General features: G+C 60.4%; 12 protein-coding genes. 7 read left to right on the top strand and 5 right to left on the bottom strand.

Annotated features, from left to right (window positions below):
- Window positions 1-61 precede the first annotated feature (61 nt).
- From AC0J41_RS06320 to AC0J41_RS06290, 7 genes are all read left to right on the top strand, one after another.
- The gene (locus AC0J41_RS06320) at window positions 62-1,360 is read left to right on the top strand and encodes a serine/threonine protein kinase (RefSeq protein WP_025111877.1); all 1,299 of its coding nucleotides are present in this window, start codon (window positions 62-64) and stop codon (window positions 1,358-1,360) included.
- Window positions 1,353-2,141 (top strand): MlaA family lipoprotein, encoded by a 789-nt coding sequence (locus AC0J41_RS06315; RefSeq protein ID WP_262142796.1) that lies wholly within the window; start codon window positions 1,353-1,355, stop codon window positions 2,139-2,141. The genes AC0J41_RS06320 and AC0J41_RS06315 overlap by 8 nt, the downstream gene beginning before the upstream one ends.
- 593 nt (window positions 2,142-2,734) lie before the next feature.
- Complete coding sequence (locus tag AC0J41_RS06310) at window positions 2,735-4,000, top strand: MFS transporter (RefSeq protein ID WP_473014888.1); 1,266 nt, start codon at window positions 2,735-2,737, stop codon at window positions 3,998-4,000.
- Window positions 4,001-4,114: 114 nt separating this feature from the next.
- On the top strand, window positions 4,115-5,317 hold the full coding sequence (locus AC0J41_RS06305; RefSeq protein ID WP_473014887.1) for a hypothetical protein: 1,203 nt from the start codon (window positions 4,115-4,117) through the stop codon (window positions 5,315-5,317).
- Between the two features lie 10 nt (window positions 5,318-5,327).
- Window positions 5,328-7,187 (top strand): aminotransferase class I/II-fold pyridoxal phosphate-dependent enzyme, encoded by a 1,860-nt coding sequence (locus tag AC0J41_RS06300; protein ID WP_473014886.1) that lies wholly within the window; start codon window positions 5,328-5,330, stop codon window positions 7,185-7,187.
- The gene (locus tag AC0J41_RS06295) at window positions 7,174-7,848 is read left to right on the top strand and encodes a formyl transferase (protein WP_473014885.1); all 675 of its coding nucleotides are present in this window, start codon (window positions 7,174-7,176) and stop codon (window positions 7,846-7,848) included. Before AC0J41_RS06300 ends, AC0J41_RS06295 begins: the two co-directional genes overlap by 14 nt.
- Window positions 7,849-7,917: 69 nt before the next feature.
- The gene (locus AC0J41_RS06290) at window positions 7,918-8,745 is read left to right on the top strand and encodes a Cof-type HAD-IIB family hydrolase (RefSeq protein WP_473014884.1); all 828 of its coding nucleotides are present in this window, start codon (window positions 7,918-7,920) and stop codon (window positions 8,743-8,745) included.
- Between the two features lie 16 nt (window positions 8,746-8,761).
- On the opposite strand, the gene AC0J41_RS06285 is transcribed toward AC0J41_RS06290, so the two are convergent.
- The 5 genes from AC0J41_RS06285 to AC0J41_RS06265 form a co-directional block, all read right to left on the bottom strand.
- Window positions 8,762-9,676, bottom strand: a complete 915-nt coding sequence (locus AC0J41_RS06285; protein ID WP_025111884.1) for a DUF808 domain-containing protein — start codon at window positions 9,674-9,676, stop codon at window positions 8,762-8,764.
- Between the two features lie 67 nt (window positions 9,677-9,743).
- Complete coding sequence (locus AC0J41_RS06280; protein WP_473014883.1) at window positions 9,744-11,117, bottom strand: efflux transporter outer membrane subunit; 1,374 nt, start codon at window positions 11,115-11,117, stop codon at window positions 9,744-9,746.
- Between the two features lie 140 nt (window positions 11,118-11,257).
- A complete protein-coding gene (locus tag AC0J41_RS06275) occupies window positions 11,258-14,380 on the bottom strand; it encodes an efflux RND transporter permease subunit (protein ID WP_473014882.1) in 3,123 nt (1,040 codons plus the stop codon).
- On the bottom strand, window positions 14,370-17,453 hold the full coding sequence (locus tag AC0J41_RS06270) for an efflux RND transporter permease subunit (RefSeq protein WP_473014881.1): 3,084 nt from the start codon (window positions 17,451-17,453) through the stop codon (window positions 14,370-14,372). The genes AC0J41_RS06275 and AC0J41_RS06270 overlap by 11 nt, the downstream gene beginning before the upstream one ends.
- A gap of 12 nt (window positions 17,454-17,465) precedes the next feature.
- Window positions 17,466-18,599, bottom strand: a complete 1,134-nt coding sequence (locus AC0J41_RS06265) for an efflux RND transporter periplasmic adaptor subunit (RefSeq protein WP_473014880.1) — start codon at window positions 18,597-18,599, stop codon at window positions 17,466-17,468.
- Window positions 18,600-18,673 lie beyond the last annotated feature (74 nt).

Below are 18,673 nucleotides of genomic sequence, written 5' to 3'. Positions count from 1 at the left end.
GCAAACCCGGTGGTCATAGCCTGCGAACCTCATTCGGCACCTTCCTCTAAGGGATCTAGTCATGCTCCGTTCCTTGCGCTTCGCCGCGCTGTTCAGCGGCCTTATTCTGAGTGCGTCCGCACTGGCGGTGGATATCGATGCCGCCAGCTATGGCTATCCCCTGACCAACCCGTTCGAGGCGACCATCGCCACGACGCCGCCGGACCTGCGCCCGGAACTGCCGTCCAACGAGGACATCAACCAGTCCGACCACAGCATTACCCTGCGCCCGGAACGGGCGTTCATCCTCCCGGACAATTTCTGGGCGGTGAAGAAACTCACCTACCGCATCGCCGAGCAGGACAAACCGGCCCCGCTGATCTTCCTGATCGCCGGCACCGGCGCGCGCTTTGACAGCACGCTCAATGAATACCTGAAAAAGCTCTACTACAAGGCCGGCTACCACGTCGTGCAGTTGTCGTCGCCGACCAGCTTCGACTTCATCAGCGCCGCTTCACGTTTCGCCACGCCCGGCATCACCAAGGAAGACGCCGAAGACATGTACCGGGTGATGCAGGCCGTCCGCGCGCAGAACCCGAAACTGCCGGTTACCGAGTATTACCTGAGCGGCTACAGCCTTGGCGCCCTGGATGCCGCGTTCGTCGCGCACCTGGACGAAACCCGACGCAGCTTCAACTTCAAGAAAGTCCTGTTGCTCAACCCGCCGGTCAACCTCTACACCTCGATCAGCAACCTCGACAAGCTGGTGCAGACCGAAGTCAAAGGCATCAATAACAGCACCACGTTCTATGAACTGGTGCTGGGCAAGCTGACCCGCTACTTCCAGCAGAAGGGCTACATCGACCTCAACGACGCCCTGCTCTACGACTTCCAGCAGTCCAAACAGCACCTGACCAACGAGCAGATGGCGATGCTGATCGGCACCTCGTTCCGCTTCTCGGCGGCCGACATTGCCTTTACTTCGGACCTGATCAACCGTCGCGGCCTGATTACCCCGCCGAAATTCCCGATCACCGAAGGCACCAGCCTCACGCCGTTCCTCAAGCGTGCGCTGCAATGCGATTTCGACTGCTACCTGACCGATCAGGTGATCCCGATGTGGCGCGCCCGTACCGACGGCGGCAGCCTGCTGCAACTGATCGATCAGGTCAGCCTGTACGCCCTGAAGGATTACCTGCATGACAGCCCGAAAATCGCCGTCATGCACAATGCCGACGACGTGATCCTCGGCCCCGGCGACCTGGGCTTCCTGCGCAAGACCTTTGGTGATCGCCTGACCGTTTATCCGTACGGCGGCCATTGCGGCAACCTTAACTACCGCGTCAACAGCGACGCCATGCTGGAGTTCTTCCGTGGCTAAATATCTCCTGCTGATTGCAGCGCTCCTCAGTGCAGGCGTGGCCCAGGCCGACAACAGCAAAGCCAATGCGCCAGTGGTGGTCGACAGCGACGGGTTCAAGGAGCCGCTGTCCAAACTCAAGTTCAACCCGGGGCTGGACCAGCGTGAGTTCGAGCGTTCGACGCTCAACGCACTCAACGTCTATGACCCGCTGGAATCGTGGAACCGCCGCGTCTACCACTTCAACTACCGCTTCGACCAATGGGTGTTCCTGCCGGTGGTCGACGGTTATCGCTACGTGACGCCAAGCTTCCTGCGCACCGGGGTGAGCAATTTCTTCAACAACCTTGGCGACGTGCCGAACCTGGTCAACAGCCTGCTGCAGTTCAAGGGCAAGCGTTCGATGGAAACCACCGCGCGGCTGCTGCTCAACACCACCATCGGCGTCGCCGGTCTGTGGGACCCGGCCACCGCCATGGGCCTGCCGCGCCAGAGCGAAGACTTCGGTCAGACCCTGGGCTTCTACGGCGTACCGGGCGGCGCTTACTTCGTGCTGCCGATCCTCGGCCCGTCGAACATTCGTGATACCGCCGGGCTGGCCGTGGACTACACCGCCGAATCGGCGATCAACTACCTGAACGTGTCGAAAGTCAGCGAAAACCACCCGGAAATCTGGGCCCTGCGCGCGGTCGACAAGCGCTACCAGACCAACTTCCGCTATGGCCAGATGAACTCGCCGTTCGAGTACGAGAAAGTTCGCTACGTGTACACCGAGTCGCGCAAACTGCAGATAGCCGAGTAAACCCTCCCAACCGCTGGCAAGCGCCGACCTTGTCGAGCTTGTCAGCGCGTCTTCACGCCCGACATTTTTGTCATGCCTGCCCTTCTGCGCCCGCCCGGGTAAAGACTGCCACTGCCATTTCGTCTTTCAGACAGGCGCTGCTCGTTTAACGAACTCGTGAGTCAAAGCCACAAGCAGATTCGAAATCGAAAACAAAAATTTAAATGTGAATTTTTTATTAACATTCTGTGACAGCTTATGTAGACTCGCCTCAACACTGCCAAGGATGCAATGACGTGTTCAACGATATTCAAGGAATGATATCGGCTCTCCCTTATCCTCCCTTTCGACGCTGGTCTACCCGATATCTGCAACCTGTAGGTCGCAGCGGACTTTATTATTCAAGACTCAGCGAAACTTGCGCATAGCCTGTCGCTCGGCTTATCAGTAATACATCCATCGATACATTTCAATATGCCGTCCGAATGGCATGGAGTGTCGTGCATCTTCAATTAGCTGCGGATGAATTACTACAGCGATCAGCGTCGGCAATGCATTGATCCAACCACTTCAATCTGCACTTGTCGCGGGTTTGAAAAACGGCCGTCATCAACATGCATACTTCAATAAAAACCGGTATCACTCAATATATCTCCGAGATGCCACTGTTCATCTGGATATTGTTTATCGGCACCTTTGTCACCCGTGCAACTTCAATGATGGTCTGGCCGTTTATCTCGATCGTGCTGTACACCCGGTTCGGTTTCAGTGCGACGTTTATCGGCCTGATCCTGACACTGTCCATCGCCCTGTCCTCGATAGCGAGTTTTTACAGCGGTTACCTGTCGGACAAAATCGGCCGCTTGAAAATCATCGTGCTGGGCTGCGTCGTGGCTGCAAGCTCTTACCTGCTACTGGGCATCAGCAGCAGCGCTTATGGCTACATTGCCGGGACTCTGCTGGCAAACCTGTCGTGGGCACTGGTCAACAACCCGATCAAAACCATCATCGGCGATGTCATCGAATCTCGGCCTCTGGTCGAGCGCGCCATGCATCTGCGCTACTTTTTCCTCAACGCCGGTGCGGCGACAGGTCCCTACTTCGGGCTCAAACTGGGAATCTCCGCCGACTCCCTGTCCTTCGTCCTGGTAACCCTGTCCTATGTGCTGCTGCTGGTCGGCGTGGTGGTCTTCGGCAAAGGTGTGACCCTCAAGGCGGTCAATACCACCAGTTTCAAAAGCACCATGGGCGTGCTCGCCAAAGACCATCTGTTCCTGGCGCTGGTGATCAATAACATCATCATGATGTTCATCTTTGGCAGTTTTGACTCCAGCCTGCCGCAACTGATGGCCGCCCTTGCCTTCGAAGGTTACCTGCCCTTTGTCGCCTCGTTGATCGTTTTGCATGCCTCGACAATCGTGATACTGCAATTGCCGCTTGCCAGTGCACTGTCGTCGGTATCACTGAACACCAAGATTTATCTTGGCTCGGCCCTGTTGATCCTCGGCGAGGCCGGCTTTGCCTTGGCCGCGCACAACTACGACATCAAGGCGTTGTGGTACGGCGCTGTATTGCTCATGAGTATCAGCCAGACCCTGCTCTTTCCGTGCATCAACATGTTTGTCGACAGCCTGGCGCCGCCCAATCTGCGAGGTGCCTACTTTGGTGCCGCATCGTTATACAGCATCGGCTTTTCTCTCTCGCCGATTGTCGGCGGGTTGTTTATACAGAACCTCAGCGGAACCGCACTTTATATATTCCTGACATTGTCCAGCCTGCTGATGACGCTCATCTTCATGGGGATTTTCCGATTGAGGAAGTCCACGGACGAAACAGCTCGCCCCGTAGCAAACATCGAGACTTCGCCCACCACTGGCTAATCACTCGACGCAGAACTTGCAAAGCTCCATCGCTGCACGCCAATCAAGTTGGTGCGGAGTTTCTTTGCCTGAATAAACCATTTTCTCGAACTTCTCGACTTTCAGGAAAGCCTCATGAATACGCCGATTTATGACCTCATCCTATGTGGCGCCGGCCCGGCCAACATCTCGCTGTTGCCTGATCTTATTCAGAATGAACAAATACAGCGCTGCCTGATACTTGAGAAATCCAGCACATTGGGCAGCGGTGAAATCGGTCAATACCGGATCACTGCCAACTCGCTGGGCGGGGTCTTTCTGGAAAAATTCCAGGACCGCACGGACGACTTGAGTCGATTCCTGCAGGGCACGCCAGAATGGACGTATTTCACCGAACGCCGGGGTGAGGCGGTAGAGCTGCGTCATGTCGGACGCTTCCTCGAACACATCGGCACCTACGTGTCCCGGCACAAGGCGCTCTACAAACGCTTTGAAATTTCCACACAGTCGACCGTCAGCGAAATCCGCCTGACCGCGCAGGGTCACTACTGCGTCAGCTATCTGCTCGATGGCCAGCGCGTACAGGCGACGTGCAAGAAAATCATCTTCAACATCGGTGGCCGGCTGAATCAAGCCACCTTGCAGCACCCGCAACACAACATCAATTCGGATTCGCTGCTCAAGGGTGAACACGACCAGGCGCTGCAAAGCGGCAAATACCGCAACCTGGCCATCGTCGGTTCTTCGCACAGCGCCGTTTCCTGCCTGATCCGTCTGGTGGAGCAACTGGACTTTCCAGGCACCATCACCTTGCTGACCAAGCGCGATTTCAAGTTGTTCTTCGACTCCCCCGCCTCTGCGCGCGAGCAACACTATCCGTTTGTCGATGCCGATATCTGCCAGGCCAGCCAAAGGGTCAATCGTTATTCGGGCCTGCGATATGACTCGTTCGAGTTCGCTCGCAAGATCAAACAAGGCCTGATCCGCAACCTGAACATCGTCGACATCGCGCAGGCCTCCGCCGATCAGATCCTGAACCTGATCGCGCAATCGGACCTGCTGATTCACAGCACCGGATACAAGGCCGGGCTGGTGCCGATACTGGATGTCGATGGCACGGCGCTGGAACTGCAACAGGACGATTTCGGATTGCTCACCAACCAGCAACTCAACCCGGTCACCCGCGAAGGTCGAGTACTGGAAAACTTCCATACATTCGGCCTCGGGGCCGGGATCAAGACCGGTGGAGACAGCGGCGGCGAGGAGAGCTTTCACGGCAGGATCGACGGCGTGTGGATGTACCAGCACGTGGTGCCCGGACTCATTTTCGTTAAATAAGGAAATTACAATGAATAATCAGACAGCCATCATTCTTTGCGCCGGGCGCGGAAGCCGCCTGGGCAAGCGCACGCGCCACACGCCCAAGCCCTTGGTGAAAACCAACAATATCGCGTTCATCGACAACGCCCTGAACAACCTCGAAACACTGGGTATCAAACACGTAGTCGTCGTGGTCGGCTATCAGTCGGAGACCATTACCGCTCATCTTCGGGCGATGGACACCGGCATCACCTTCGAATTCGTGAGCAACCCGGACTGGGCCACGACCAATAACATCTACTCGCTGTACCTCGCCCGCGAACACATTACGCAGAACACCCTGATCATCGAGGGCGACATTTACTTCTCGGCCTCCAGCCTGCAACAGTTGCTGCAGAAGCCGGGGGATCTGGTCGCCCTGGTGTCGCCGCTGGGCAAGAACATGGAAGGCACCTACGCCATCCTCGAAGAAGCTCGGCTGCAAGGCTTCGGCTCGACCAAGGACATCGGCCACGAGGCTTGTGACGGACAATACAAGACCGTCAACCTGTACCAGGTCGGGTCAGCCACGTTCGCCGAACACATCAAAAAACAACTCGCCAGCAACGTCAGAAAAAACAACCTCAACGCCTACTACGAAGACGTATTCAAGAAAGCATCGCTTGAGGGCAAGTGGGATATTCAGACAGTCATCGTCCCGGCAACCGAATGGTATGAGGTCGACAACTATTACGACCTGACGATCTGCAACTACATTTCCAGTCGTGACCGCCTGGGCTTCGTTCAGAACCGCCACGGCGGTTACTGGCGCTACCCGATGCTGGATTTCGCCTTGATCTACAACTTTCATTTCCCGCCACAGCAGATGAAAGACAAGATCAAGGCCAACTTTGACCACATTTTCCTCAACTACCCCGGCGCCAGACGACTCATCGAGGAGTCACTCTGCGAATTCCTCGGCGTCTCCCCAAGACACCTGTGCGTGGCCAATGGCGCGGCGGAAATCATCAAACTGCTACCGTCCGTGTATGCCGGCAGCGCGCTCGTGACCGTGCCGTCCTTCAACGAATACGCCAACGTCTTTGGTGAACAGCGCACGCTCTGCCACTACACGCGGGAAGAGGACGACTTCGCGATCGACATCGATGCGCTGCTCGCTACCTGCCGGCAACAGCGCCCTGAGGTGGTGATCATCGAGTCGCCGAACAACCCGACCGGCGCCCTGACACCCGCCTCGGCCCTGTCGGCGCTTGCCAGGCAATTGCTGGAACTGGATATCTCACTGATCGTCGACGAATCGTTCCTCGATTTCTCCAACCACGCCGACAGCACCTTGCTCAACGTACTCGACGAACACCCCAACCTGGTGGTGATTCGCAGCATGAGCAAAACCTTCGGTATCGGTGGTATTCGCATCGGCTACCTGGCCAGTGCCAACCAGACCTTGCTGGCACTGATCAACTCGCTGCTGCCGATCTGGAACATCAACGGTTTTGCCGAGGAGTTCCTGTTGCATCTGCCGCAATACCAGCAGGAATACCTGGCCAGCTGCCAACAAGTCATCAGCGACACTCGCGCCTTTCAACAGGCACTGGACGCCATCGAGGGCATCAGCGGCTTCAAGACCGAAGCAAACTTCATTTACTGCAAGGCTCATTACTCTGACGCCCAGACCATTTCCAGGTTGTTGCTGGACAAGCACCACATGTACATCAAGGAGTGCTCGGGCAAACGCAATACCGACTCCGACAAGTACTTCCGCGTGTCCTGCCGCACACCTGACGAAAACGCCCGGTTGATCCAGGCCCTGAGCGACGTGATGCACGACCTGGCAGTGCAGAAAAACATCAGCAGCCACGCGAAGGAGAACGCCGTTGAACTCGCCTGAGCAGGTAGTGATTTGCGGCAAGGGCGAACTGGCCATCTTCGCCTGCGAATACTTCAATGCCTCCCCCGAACATACCGTGTCGTACGTGGTGGCCGATCCTTTCGAGCCGGTCAGCACTGAACGGACGCTGATTGAGTATTGCCGGGAGCACGGCATCGAGGTGATCGAGAGCGGTCGGATCGAAGACCTGCCAGGTTATGCCGACGGCACCTTCGCTTGCGACCTCTGCCTGGTCATTTTCCACAAGCGGATATTGCCCAAGCGCTTCATCGACTGCTGCGCGAAAATCATCAACCTGCACCTTTCCTACCTGCCCAAATACCGTGGCGTACGTCCGGTCAACTGGGCCTTGAAGAATGGCGAGCGGATGCATGGCGCCACGCTGCACGAGATCAGCGAAGGCATAGACGAGGGGCCGATCCTCAATCAGGTAGCCTTCTGCATCTACCCTGAGTTCGAGGAAGTGATCGACACCTATACCCGCGCGATGGGGTACGCCCGTCAGTTGCTGATGGATACCTTGCCGATGATCGACCGCATTGTTCCGGTCCCGCAGGAGCATGCCGACATGAGCATCTACTACGAAAAGGACAATCACCGGCTGGAAGAGCGGATGACCTTCACCAAAGCACAATCTCTGAAATTACTCGAACGCCAGTAGCCTTGCGACGCCACTCGATTGTCCGCACAGGCGGCAATCGGGTGGGCAGGCGATCCCTTCCGAGGACTCATGATGTACTTGCTTATTGCCTCTGACCTGGATGGCACGCTGCTGCTGCCAGGCGATACTTTCGGTGCCTTTACCAAAAGCGTGATTCACAGCCTGAACCGCGCAGGCCATCACATCGTGCTGGCGACGGGTCGCCATCAGGCTGACGTCGAGTCGCTGCTCGACAGCCAGTCACCATCGGTTCACCTGATCACCGCCAATGGCGCGCGCATTTCCAGCGCCTGTGGCGGGCTTGCTCTGAGCGCAGAATTATCGACTGCCGTTGTCCAGACATTGCTTGAGGAAACCCGAGCAGACACCGATCTGACGATCAACCTTTACTGCCGATCCGGTTGGCTGATGAGTCGAGAAGACGAAAATCTGAAAGACTTCAGCCAGAACCCGGACTTCCAGCCAACACTCTGCGCGGCCGAGCATCTGCCAGTGCATGCTGTGCAGAAAGTGTTTTTCTTTCAGCGCAGCAAGGATCATGACGCCCTGCTCAGGCTGCAGGCGCGGCTGGAACAACAGCTGGGCGATCAGATCGGCACTGTGTTCACGTTTCCATGGTGCCTGGAGGTCATGGCCAGAGACGTTTCCAAGGGCAATGCCCTGAAGCAACTGGCCGAATTCCTCAACGTGCCCATTGAGGCCTGCATCGCTTTTGGTGACGCAATGAATGACGCCGACATGTTGGCCGGTGTCGGCAAAGGCGTGCTCATGGGCAACGCACATGCCGAGTTGAGGCAGGCACTGCCCGAGGCGGAGATCATCGGCCGATACACCGATGAAGCCGTCGCGCATTACCTGTCGAAGCACCTGCTCAAGAGCGCTGATCTCCCGGCATGAACACCTGCGGGCGGCCTTACGCCCGCACGGCCTTCCACAATTTGCCCACCACGCTCACCGCGAGCAACACCACGCCCCCGGCGATAATCCCGGCCACACCATTGAGCAGCACCGGCACCACAAACCCGGCGCTGCCAGCGGCCGCACCGACGCTTTCAATCCAGTGATGCACCACAGCAATGCCGTGGGTGAGGATCCCGCCGCCGACGAGGAACATCGCCGCCGTGCCGATCACCGACAGGCCTTTCATCATGTACGGCGCGGCGCGCAGGATCGCGTTGCCGATGCTTTTCGCCGCCGAAGCGGATTTTTGCGTCAGCCACAGGCCGAGGTCGTCGAGCTTGACGATGCCGGCCACCAGGCCGTAAACGCCGACAGTCATGACAATCGCGATGCCGGACATCACGATCACTTGCTGGGTCAACGACGCGTCGGCCACGGTGCCGAGGGTGATGGCGATGATTTCTGCCGAGAGGATGAAGTCGGTGCGGATCGCGCCTTTGATCTTGTCCTTCTCGTAGGCCACCAGATCAGTGGCCGGCTCGGCCACTGCCGCGCTCAGCTGCGCGTGGTCGGCATCATCTTCGGTCTTGCTGTGCAGGAACTTGTGCGCGAGTTTCTCGAAACCTTCAAAGCACAGGTACGCACCACCGACCATCAGCAGCGGTGTCACCAGCCACGGCACGAACGCGCTGATCGCCAGCGCCGACGGCACCAGAATCAGCTTGTTGAGAAACGAGCCCTTGGCCACCGCCCAGACCACAGGAATTTCCCGCTCGGCGCGCACGCCGCTGACTTGCTGGGCATTGAGCGCCAAGTCGTCGCCGAGCACGCCGGCGGTCTTCTTCGCGGCCATCTTGCTCATCAACGCCACATCATCCAGAACGGTGGCGATGTCGTCGATCAGCACCAGCAAACTGCTTCCTGCCATGGGTCAGGTTTCCCTACGTGAAAAAAGTGCGCGCAGCATACCGCGCCGCTCTCAAGGGAGCGAGATGCTACGGCACCTGCCAGCCGCCCCCCAGGCTCTGGAACAGCGCAACACTGCCCTGGCTGAGCAACCCTTGGGTGTCGCGCAGGTTCTGCTCAGCCTGCAACAGCACCAGTTGCTGGGTCAGCACCGCCTGCTGGCTGACCGTGCCGGCGCGCTGTTGCGCCTGCTGGCTGCCGAACAGTTGCTGGTTGCGCTGGAACATCTGCTCGTACGCCTGCGCCTGGGTGTGCAGGTGATTGATCGCCGACAAGTTGTCCTCGACGTTCTGCAACGCACCGAGCACGGTGCCACGGTAATTCGCCACGTCCTGATCGTAAGTGGCCTCGGCCTCTTGTTTGGCCGCCTCGCGGGCGCCGCCGTCGAAAATGGTTTCAGCCAGCGCCGGACCCAGGGTCCAGATGCGGTTGGGCACGGAGAACAGGCCACCCAGCGCCGTGCCGCGAAAACCACCTTCAGCGGTCAGGCTCAGGGTCGGGAAGAACGCCGCTTCGGCGACACCAATTCGCGCATTGGCAGCCGCCGCCAAGCGCTCGGCAGAGACCACATCGGGGCGCCGCAGCAGCAGGTTCGACGGCAACACTGGCGGCGGCATCGGCGTGGTGAAGTGATAGTCGGCAACCCTGGACAGATTGAACTGCGCCGGCGCCATGCCCACCAGTACCGCCAGCGCATGCTCGGCCTGCTCGCGGGAACGCTGCGCCGTTTGCAGCGCGGCGATCACCGTACTCAGTTGATCCTGCGCCACCAGCAACTGATCGTTGGTGGCCGTGCCCTGCACGGTTTGCGCCTGGATCATCGTCAACAGCTGTTGGTTGATGGTCTGCTGTTGTTGCAACAGTTCGATGTCGATGTCCAGTTGCCGCAACCCCAGATAATTGGTCGCCACGCTGGCGCCGATCGATAGCCGTACCCCGGCGAGCAGCGCATCGGACGATTGCAGCGAGGCCTGGCTCGACTCGATGCCGCGGCGCACCTGGCCCCACAGGTCCGGCTCCCAACTGGCGCTCAGGGTCGCGCTGACGGTTTGCTCGACGGTGCCGCCGCTGCTGCCGGTCAAGCCGCTGGTGGTGCTGCCGCTGGCCCCGCCGCCGACGCCGCGCGCGCCGGACAACCCGACGCCCACTGTCGGCCACAGCCCCGCGCGACTGGACGCCACCTGCGCCTGCGCCAGCCGATAGGCAGCCTCGGCGCCGATGATCGATTGATTGGCCCTGGCCGAGCGTTCGACCAGATCGTTGAGGATCGGATCCTGATAGATCCGCCACCACTGGCTGTCCATGGCGCCCTGCGGGTTGGCCTGGGCGCGTTGCCATTGGGTGCCTTCCTTGAACGTCTGCGGCAGCTCGATTGCCGGCTTCTGATAATCCGGACCAACCATGCAGCCACTCAACAACAAGCCAAAGAAGATCGACAGTGGGAGCGGGCTTGCTCGCGAATGCGCTTTCACATTCGACAGGGAAGTCGATTGACACGACGCCTTCGCGAGCAGGCTCGCTCCCACAGGGGAATGGTGAAAACTCATGAAGTACTCCTGCGCAGGCGCTGCGACGCCCGGTCAAGCCAAAGGTAGATCACCGGCGTCGTGTACAGCGTCAGCAACTGGCTGAACAGCAAGCCGCCAATGATCGAAATTCCTAACGGTCGGCGCAGTTCCGAGCCATAACCGCTGCCGAGCACCAGTGGCAGTGCGCCGAGAATCGCTGCCAGCGTGGTCATCATGATTGGCCGAAAGCGGATCAGGCAGGCGCGGCGGATCGCGTCCTTGGCGCTCAGGCCGAATTCGCGGCGCTCGGTGATGGCGAAGTCGATCATCATGATCGCGTTCTTCTTCACGATCCCGATCAGCAGAATCACCCCTACCAGCGCGATGATCGACAGTTCGGTGCCGGTCAGCAGCAGCGCAATCAAGGCGCCGACCCCGGCCGACGGCAAGGTCGACAGAATGGTCAGCGGGTGTACGAGGCTCTCGTAGAGCATGCCCAGCACCACGTACACCGAGAGCAGCGCGGCAACGATCAGCAACGGCTCACTGGCCACCGAAGTCTGGAACACCTGCGCCGTGCCCGCGAACTGGCCGACCACACTGGCCGGCATGCGCAGCTGCTTCACCGCGTTGTCCACCAGCGCCGTCGCCTGGCCGATAGACACTCCCGGCGCAAGATTGAACGAGGCGGTCACCGCCGGAAAAGTGCCTTGATGGCTGATGGAAATCGCCGTGCGCCCGACCGAATAATCCGCCAGCGCCGACAGAGGCACCAGCGCTTGCGCGGCGCTGGCACTCAGATTCGGTGCCACGGCGGCGCCCTTGGCAGCGACCGCCGCGGTGCCCACCGGCACATAGATATTTTTCAGGGTCGTCGGGTCGGTCCAGTACGGTGGCGCGACTTCCATCACCACGTGGTACTGGTTGGCGGAGCGGTAAATGGTCGACACCTGGCGCTGACCGAAGGCGTCGTACAGCGTCTGGTCGATGGCCGACATGCTCACCCCCAGTCGCGCCGCCGCATCGCGATTGACGGTGACGCTGGCCATCAGGCTGTTGTCCTGCTGGTCGGTGTTGATGTCGGTCAGTTGCGGCAAGCCGTGCAACGCAGCGACGACCTTGGGCACCCATTCATCGAGGGTGCTCTGGTCATCGGCAGTCAGCGTGTATTGGTACTGCGCCCCGCTCTGCCGCCCGCCGACGGTGATGTCCTGCGCCGACTGCAGGTACAGACGGGTACCGGGCATGTCGCCGAGCGTGTGGCGAATCTGCGCAATGACCTGATCGGCACTGTCCTTGCGCGCGGCCAACGCCTTGAGGGTGATGAACAGTTGCGCACTGTTGACCGCGCCGCCGATCCCGCCTCCACCGCCGACAAACCCACCGACGGTGGCCACATTCGGGTTGCTCAGCACTTTCTGGTTGATCTCGCTGAAATTCGACTGGATCGCGCCAAAGGAAATGCTCTGCGCAGCAATGATGCTGCCGGACATGCGCCCGGTGTCCTCCTGCGGGAAGAAGCCCTTGGGCACCAGCACGTACAGCACGCACGCGAGCACAATCACCAGCAGCGTCAGCAGGCCCATGAGAAACGAGTGATCGACGACCCAGCCGAGCGTGCGGTCGTAGACGCGGTGAAAGCGCGAATCCGGGTGATCCTCGGCGGCGCCTGCCTGCTGTTGCGTACGCAGCAGCACGCTGGACAGCATCGGCGTCACCGTGAGCGACACCACCATCGAAATCACGATGGCCACCGACAACGAAATCGAAAATTCGCGAAACAGTCGTCCGACAATTCCCCCCATCAGCAACAGCGGAATGAACACTGCCACCAGCGAAACACTGATGGTCATCACCGTAAAACCGACCTCGCGCGCACCGGCCAGCGCCGCCTGCACGCGGCTCTCGCCCTGTTCCAGATGGCGCATGATGTTCTCGACCACCACGATCGCGTCGTCCACCACGAACCCGGTGGAAATGGTCAGCGCCATCAGCGACAGGTTGTTCAGGCTGTAGCCGAGAAAGTACATCGCGCCGAAGGTGCCGAGCAGCGACAGCGGCACGACAATGGCCGGGATCAGTGTGCTGCGCCAGTCGCGGAAGAACGCGAACGTCACCAGCGTCACCAGCGCAATGGAAATCAGCAAGGTCATTTCCACGTCATGCAACGACGCGCGGATGGTGCTGGTGCGGTCCATCAGGATGTTGATCCTGATCGCCGAGGGTATCGAGCTTTGCAAGAACGGCAGGTCGGCCTTCACCGCGTCGACGGTGTCGATGACATTGGCTCCGGGCTGCTTGAACACCACCAGCAACACCGCCGGTTTGCCGTTGGACAGGCCGAAGTTGCGCAGGTCTTCGACGTCTTCGGTGACGTCGCCGAGATCGGCGATGCGCACCAGCTCGCCATTGTTTTTCTTCACCACCAGCGGGCCGTAATCCGTGCCCTGATAAAGCATGTCGTTAGCCTTGAGGCCATACGACTGATCGCCGACTGACACTGTGCCTTTGGGCAAGTTGACGTTGGACGCCTGAATCACCTGGCGCACCTGTTCGAGGCTGACGCCGTAGCGGTTGAGTCGATCCGGATTGAGTTCGATGCGCACCGCCGGCAAGGCGGCGCCGCCCACCGTCACGTCGCCGACGCCAGTGGTCTGCAACAGGCGTTGCTCAAGCAGCGTCGAGGCCACGTCGTACATCTGTCCGCGTGTGGCGCTGTCGGAGGTCAGGCTGAGGATCAGAATCGGCGAATCGGCCGGGTTGACCTTGCGGTAGGTCGGGTTGCCGGACAGGTCACTGGGCAGGTTGCTGCGTGCCGCGTTGATCGCCGCCTGCACATCCCGCGCCGCGCCGTCGATGTCGCGGTTGAGGTCGAACTGCAGGGTGATGCGCGTCGCCCCCAGCGAACTCGACGAGGTCATCTCGGTGACACCGGCGATCTGTCCGAACTGGCGTTCCAGCGGCGTTGCCACCGACGACGCGACAGTGCCCGGATCAGCCCCGGGCAGTGATGCGCGCACACTGATGGTGGGAAAATCCACCTCCGGCAACGGCGCCACCGGCAGCAGGTTGAACGCCAGCACGCCGAACAGCGCCAGCCCCACCGCCAGCAGCGTGGTGGCGATCGGGCGCTGGATGAACGGTGCGCTAAGGTTCATCGCGATAGCCTTCGACCACCGCTGGCCGGCGCCGACTGAAGCGCTGCTCCAGACTGTGCATGGCGAGGAAAATCACTGGAGTCGAGAACAGCGTCAGCAACTGACTCAACAGCAGCCCGCCGATGATCGCGATGCCCAGCGGATGGCGCAGTTCCGAGCCGATCCCGGTGCCCAGCGCCAGCGGCACCGCACCAAACAACGAGGCCATGCTGGTCATCAGAATCGGCCGGAAACGCAGCTCGGCCGCCTGACGAATCGCTGCCACCGCATCGAGTCCACCCTCACGCTCAAGCTCCAGGGCGAAGTCGACCATCATGATCCCGTTCTTCATCACGATCCCGATCAACAGCACGATGCCGATCAGGCCGATGATGTCGAACTGCGTGCCGGTGATCAGCAGCGCCAGCAAGGCACCCAGCGCCGCGGAGAGCAAGGTCGAGAGAATCGTCACCGGGTGCACGAAGCTCTCGTAGAGTATCCCCAGCATCAGGTACACGACGATGATCGCCGCCAGCACCAGAAACACCTGGTTGGACAGCGACGCCTCGAACGTCGCCGCCGCGCCTTCCAGGTTAGCCTGCACCGAGAGCGGCAGGCCGGCCTTGGCTTCGATGTCCTTGAGCCGCGTCACTGCCGCGCCAAGGGTCTGCCCGGGGGCGAGGTTGAACGACACATCGGCATAGGGAAATTGCCCGAGCCGATTGATCGTCACCGGCGCGCGGATCACCTGCATGGTCGCCATGCTCGACAGCGGCGCCACCCCGCCTCCGGGAATGTCGACATAGAGCCCGGTCAGCAGATCGGCCAGGTTACGCGGCGGATGGTCGGTGGCGATCACCACGTGATACTGGTTGAGCTGGGTGTAGATGGTCGAAACCTGGCGCTGACCGAAGGCGTCGTACAGCACGTCATCGATGGCCTGCGGCGTGATGCCCAGACGCGACGCCGTGGCGCGGTCGAAGTTGAGCTGGATCTGATTGCCGAACTGCAGCGCCTGACTCTGTACATCGGTGAACATCGGGTCCTGCTTGATCGCCACCAGCAGTTTGTTGGTCCACAGCGCCAGCTCATCCGGATCGGTGGCCTGCAGGCCGAGGCGATAACTGGTGGTCGAGACCGTGGCGTCGAGCGTCAGGTCCTGCACGCTGTGCAGGTACAGGCGGATCCCGGCGTCATCGGCGTTGGCATCGGACAGTCGGCGAATCACTGCGGCGCTGTTGTCGCGGTCACCGTGGGGCTTGAGGTTGATCAGCAGGTTGCCCTGATTGATCGTCGGGTTGGTCTGGTCGATGCCGACGAACGACGACAGGCTCGTCACTGCCGGATCCTTGAGAATTCGCGCCGCCAGCCGCTGCTGTTCGACCTGCATCTGCTGAAAGGAAATACTCGGCGAGGCCTGGGAAATGCCCTGAATCAGCCCGGTGTCCTGTTCGGGGAAAAACCCCTTGGGCATGACCACGATGATCAACAGGGTCAGCGCCGCCGTGAACACCACCGAAATCAATGTCAGCCCGCGGTGCAGCAGCACCCAGTCCAGACCTTTGACGTAATAGCCGTTGATCCGGTCGAAGAAATCGACCCGGCGCTCCTCGTGTCTGTGCTTGAGCATGCGCGAGCACATCATCGGCGTCAGGGTCAGGGTAATCAGCGCCGAGATGACGATGGTCACAGCCACGGTCATGGCGAATTCGCGGAACAGCCGTCCGACCACATCGCCCATGAACAGCAACGGGATCATCACCGCGATCAGCGCCACCGACAGCGAAATAATGGTGAAGCCGATCTGCTCCGAACCCTTGAGTGCCGCTTGCAGCGGTGAGTCGCCGGCTTCGAGATAGCGGGTGATGTTTTCGATCATGACGATCGCGTCATCGACCACGAAGCCGATGGCGATGGTCAGCGCCATCAGCGTCAGGTTGTTCAGCGAGAAGCCCAGCCCATAGGCCACGGCGAGCGTACCGACCAGGGTCAGCGGCACGGTCACCGCCGGGATGATCGTCGCTGGCAGATTGCGCAGGAACAGGAAAATCACGATCACCACCAACAGCACCGCCACGCCCAGCTCGTACTGCACGTCGGTGACCGAGGCGCGAATGGTTTGCGTGCGGTCGGTGAGCACATTGACCTTGAGTGTCGCCGGCAGACTGGCGCGCAGTTTGGGCAACAGTTGCTGCACGCGGTCGACCACGTCGATCACATTGGCGCCGGGCTGGCGCTGAATGTTCAGGACAATCGACGGCGTGCTGTCGGTCCACGCGGCTTGCCGTGGATTCTCCGGGCCCTGGGTCGAACCGGCGATCTGCGACAGGCGAACCGGCGCGCCGTTCTTGTAGGCAATCACCAGGTCGCGGTACTCCTCGGCCGACTGCAACTGGTCGTTGGTACCGATCGAATACGCCTGATACTTGCCGTCGATATTGCCCTTGGCCTGATTGACGTTGGCCGTGCCCAGCGAAGTGCGCAGGTCATCCAGGGACAGGCCGAGATTGTTCAGCGCCGAAGTGTTGGCCTCGACCCGCACCGCCGGGCGCTGCCCGCCGCTGATGGTGACCAGACCGACGCCAGTGATCTGCGAGATTTTCTGCGCCAGCCGCGTGTCGGCGAGGTCTTCGACCTTGGTCAGCGGCAGTACGTCGGAGGTCAGCGACAGGGTCAGCACCGGCGCATCGGCCGGGTTGACCTTGCTGTACACCGGCGGATACGGCAGGTTGGCCGGCAGGAAAGTGCCGGCGGCGTTGATCGCGGCCTGCACTTCCTGTTCGGCGACGTCCAGCGACAGCGACAAGTCAAACTGCAGGGTCACCACCGAAGCGCCGTCGGAACTGGTGGAGTTCATCGACTTGAGGCCCGGCATCTCGCCCAACTGACGTTCCAGCGGCGCAGTGATCGACGAACTGATCACCTCGGGACTGGCCCCCGGGTACTGGGTGAAAACCTGAATGGTCGGGTAATCGACTTCCGGCAGCGCCGATACCGAGAGCAGGTGATAACCGAGCAGGCCCAGCAGAAGCACTGCGACCATCAACAGCGTGGTGGCAACCGGGCGTTCGATGAAGGGCCGCGAGACGTTCATGGGCTACGCCTCCTACTGCGCGACGACTTTCACCGCAGAGCCGTCGTCGAGTTTGTCGGCGCCCTCGGTGACCACTTGCTCGCCGGCCTTCACGCCGTTGTCGAGCACCGCCGAAACATCCCCCGTCGCCGGGCCGGTCTTGATGTTGCGCAGGCTGACCTTGTTGCCGGGGTCGACCACCACAAACACGAAATCGCCCTTGCTGCCGTGCTGGATCGCCCGGGTCGGCACCACGCTGATCTGGCTCAGGGTGTCGGCCTTGAGCCGCGCGTTGACGAACTGATTGGGGAACAACGCCTTGCCCGCGTCGTTGAACTGCGCCTTGACCTTGATCGTGCCGGTGCTGGTATCGACCTGGTTATCCAGCGCCAACAGGCTGCCGGTCGCCAGCAGATTGTGCTTGTTGCGGTCGTAGGCCAGCACCGTCACTGCACCTTTGGCCATGGCCTGATTGATCGCCCCCAGATCGTCCTCGGGCACGGCGAACACCACGGTGGCCGGGGTCATCTGGGTGATCACTGCGATTCCGGTGGCGCTGGTGGTGGTCACGTAGTTGCCGGGATCGACCTGACGCAGGCCGACCACACCATCCACCGGCGAGGTGATGGTGCAGTAGCTCAACTGCACGTCGAGGTTCTGCACGCTACCCTGATCGGAGGCGACCGTGCCTTGCAGTTGCTGCACCAGCGAGGCCTGAGTGTCGAGGGTTTGCCGGGTGGTGGAGCCGACCTTGATCAATTCGCGATAGCGCGCCAGATCACGCTGCGCGTTGGCGAGCAAGGCCTGATCGTGCATCAGCGTGCCCTTGGCCACCTGCAGTTGCGCCTTGAGCGCGCGGTCATCGATGCGGGCGATGACCTGGCCCTTGCGCACCTGCTGACCTTCCTGGAACTCGACCGAACCGAGAATGCCGTCGACCTGGGAAATCACCGTCACACTGCGAGTCGGCGTGACCGTGCCCAGCGCATCGATGTACACCGGCACATCCTGCAACTTCACAGCGACCACTGCCACCGGCTCGGCAGGCGGTGGTGGCTTGGGTTTGTGCTGATTGAAGGCGAAGAACAACCACAGCAGCAGCGCGAGCAGCATGATCCCCAGGGTGACGAGGGCCAGGCCGAATTTCCTGCGTCTGGGTTTTTCCACGGCTATTCACTCGAACGGGCCGACAGTGCTGCACGGCAATGGAAAATGAAGCCCGGCCAGACAAGGCAAATCCA

It is taken from the genome of Pseudomonas sp. Arb-4-2C, assembly GCF_055755015.1.
The sequence above is the reverse complement of the archived record's forward strand: the minus strand, read 5'-3'. Positions and strand labels throughout refer to the sequence as shown.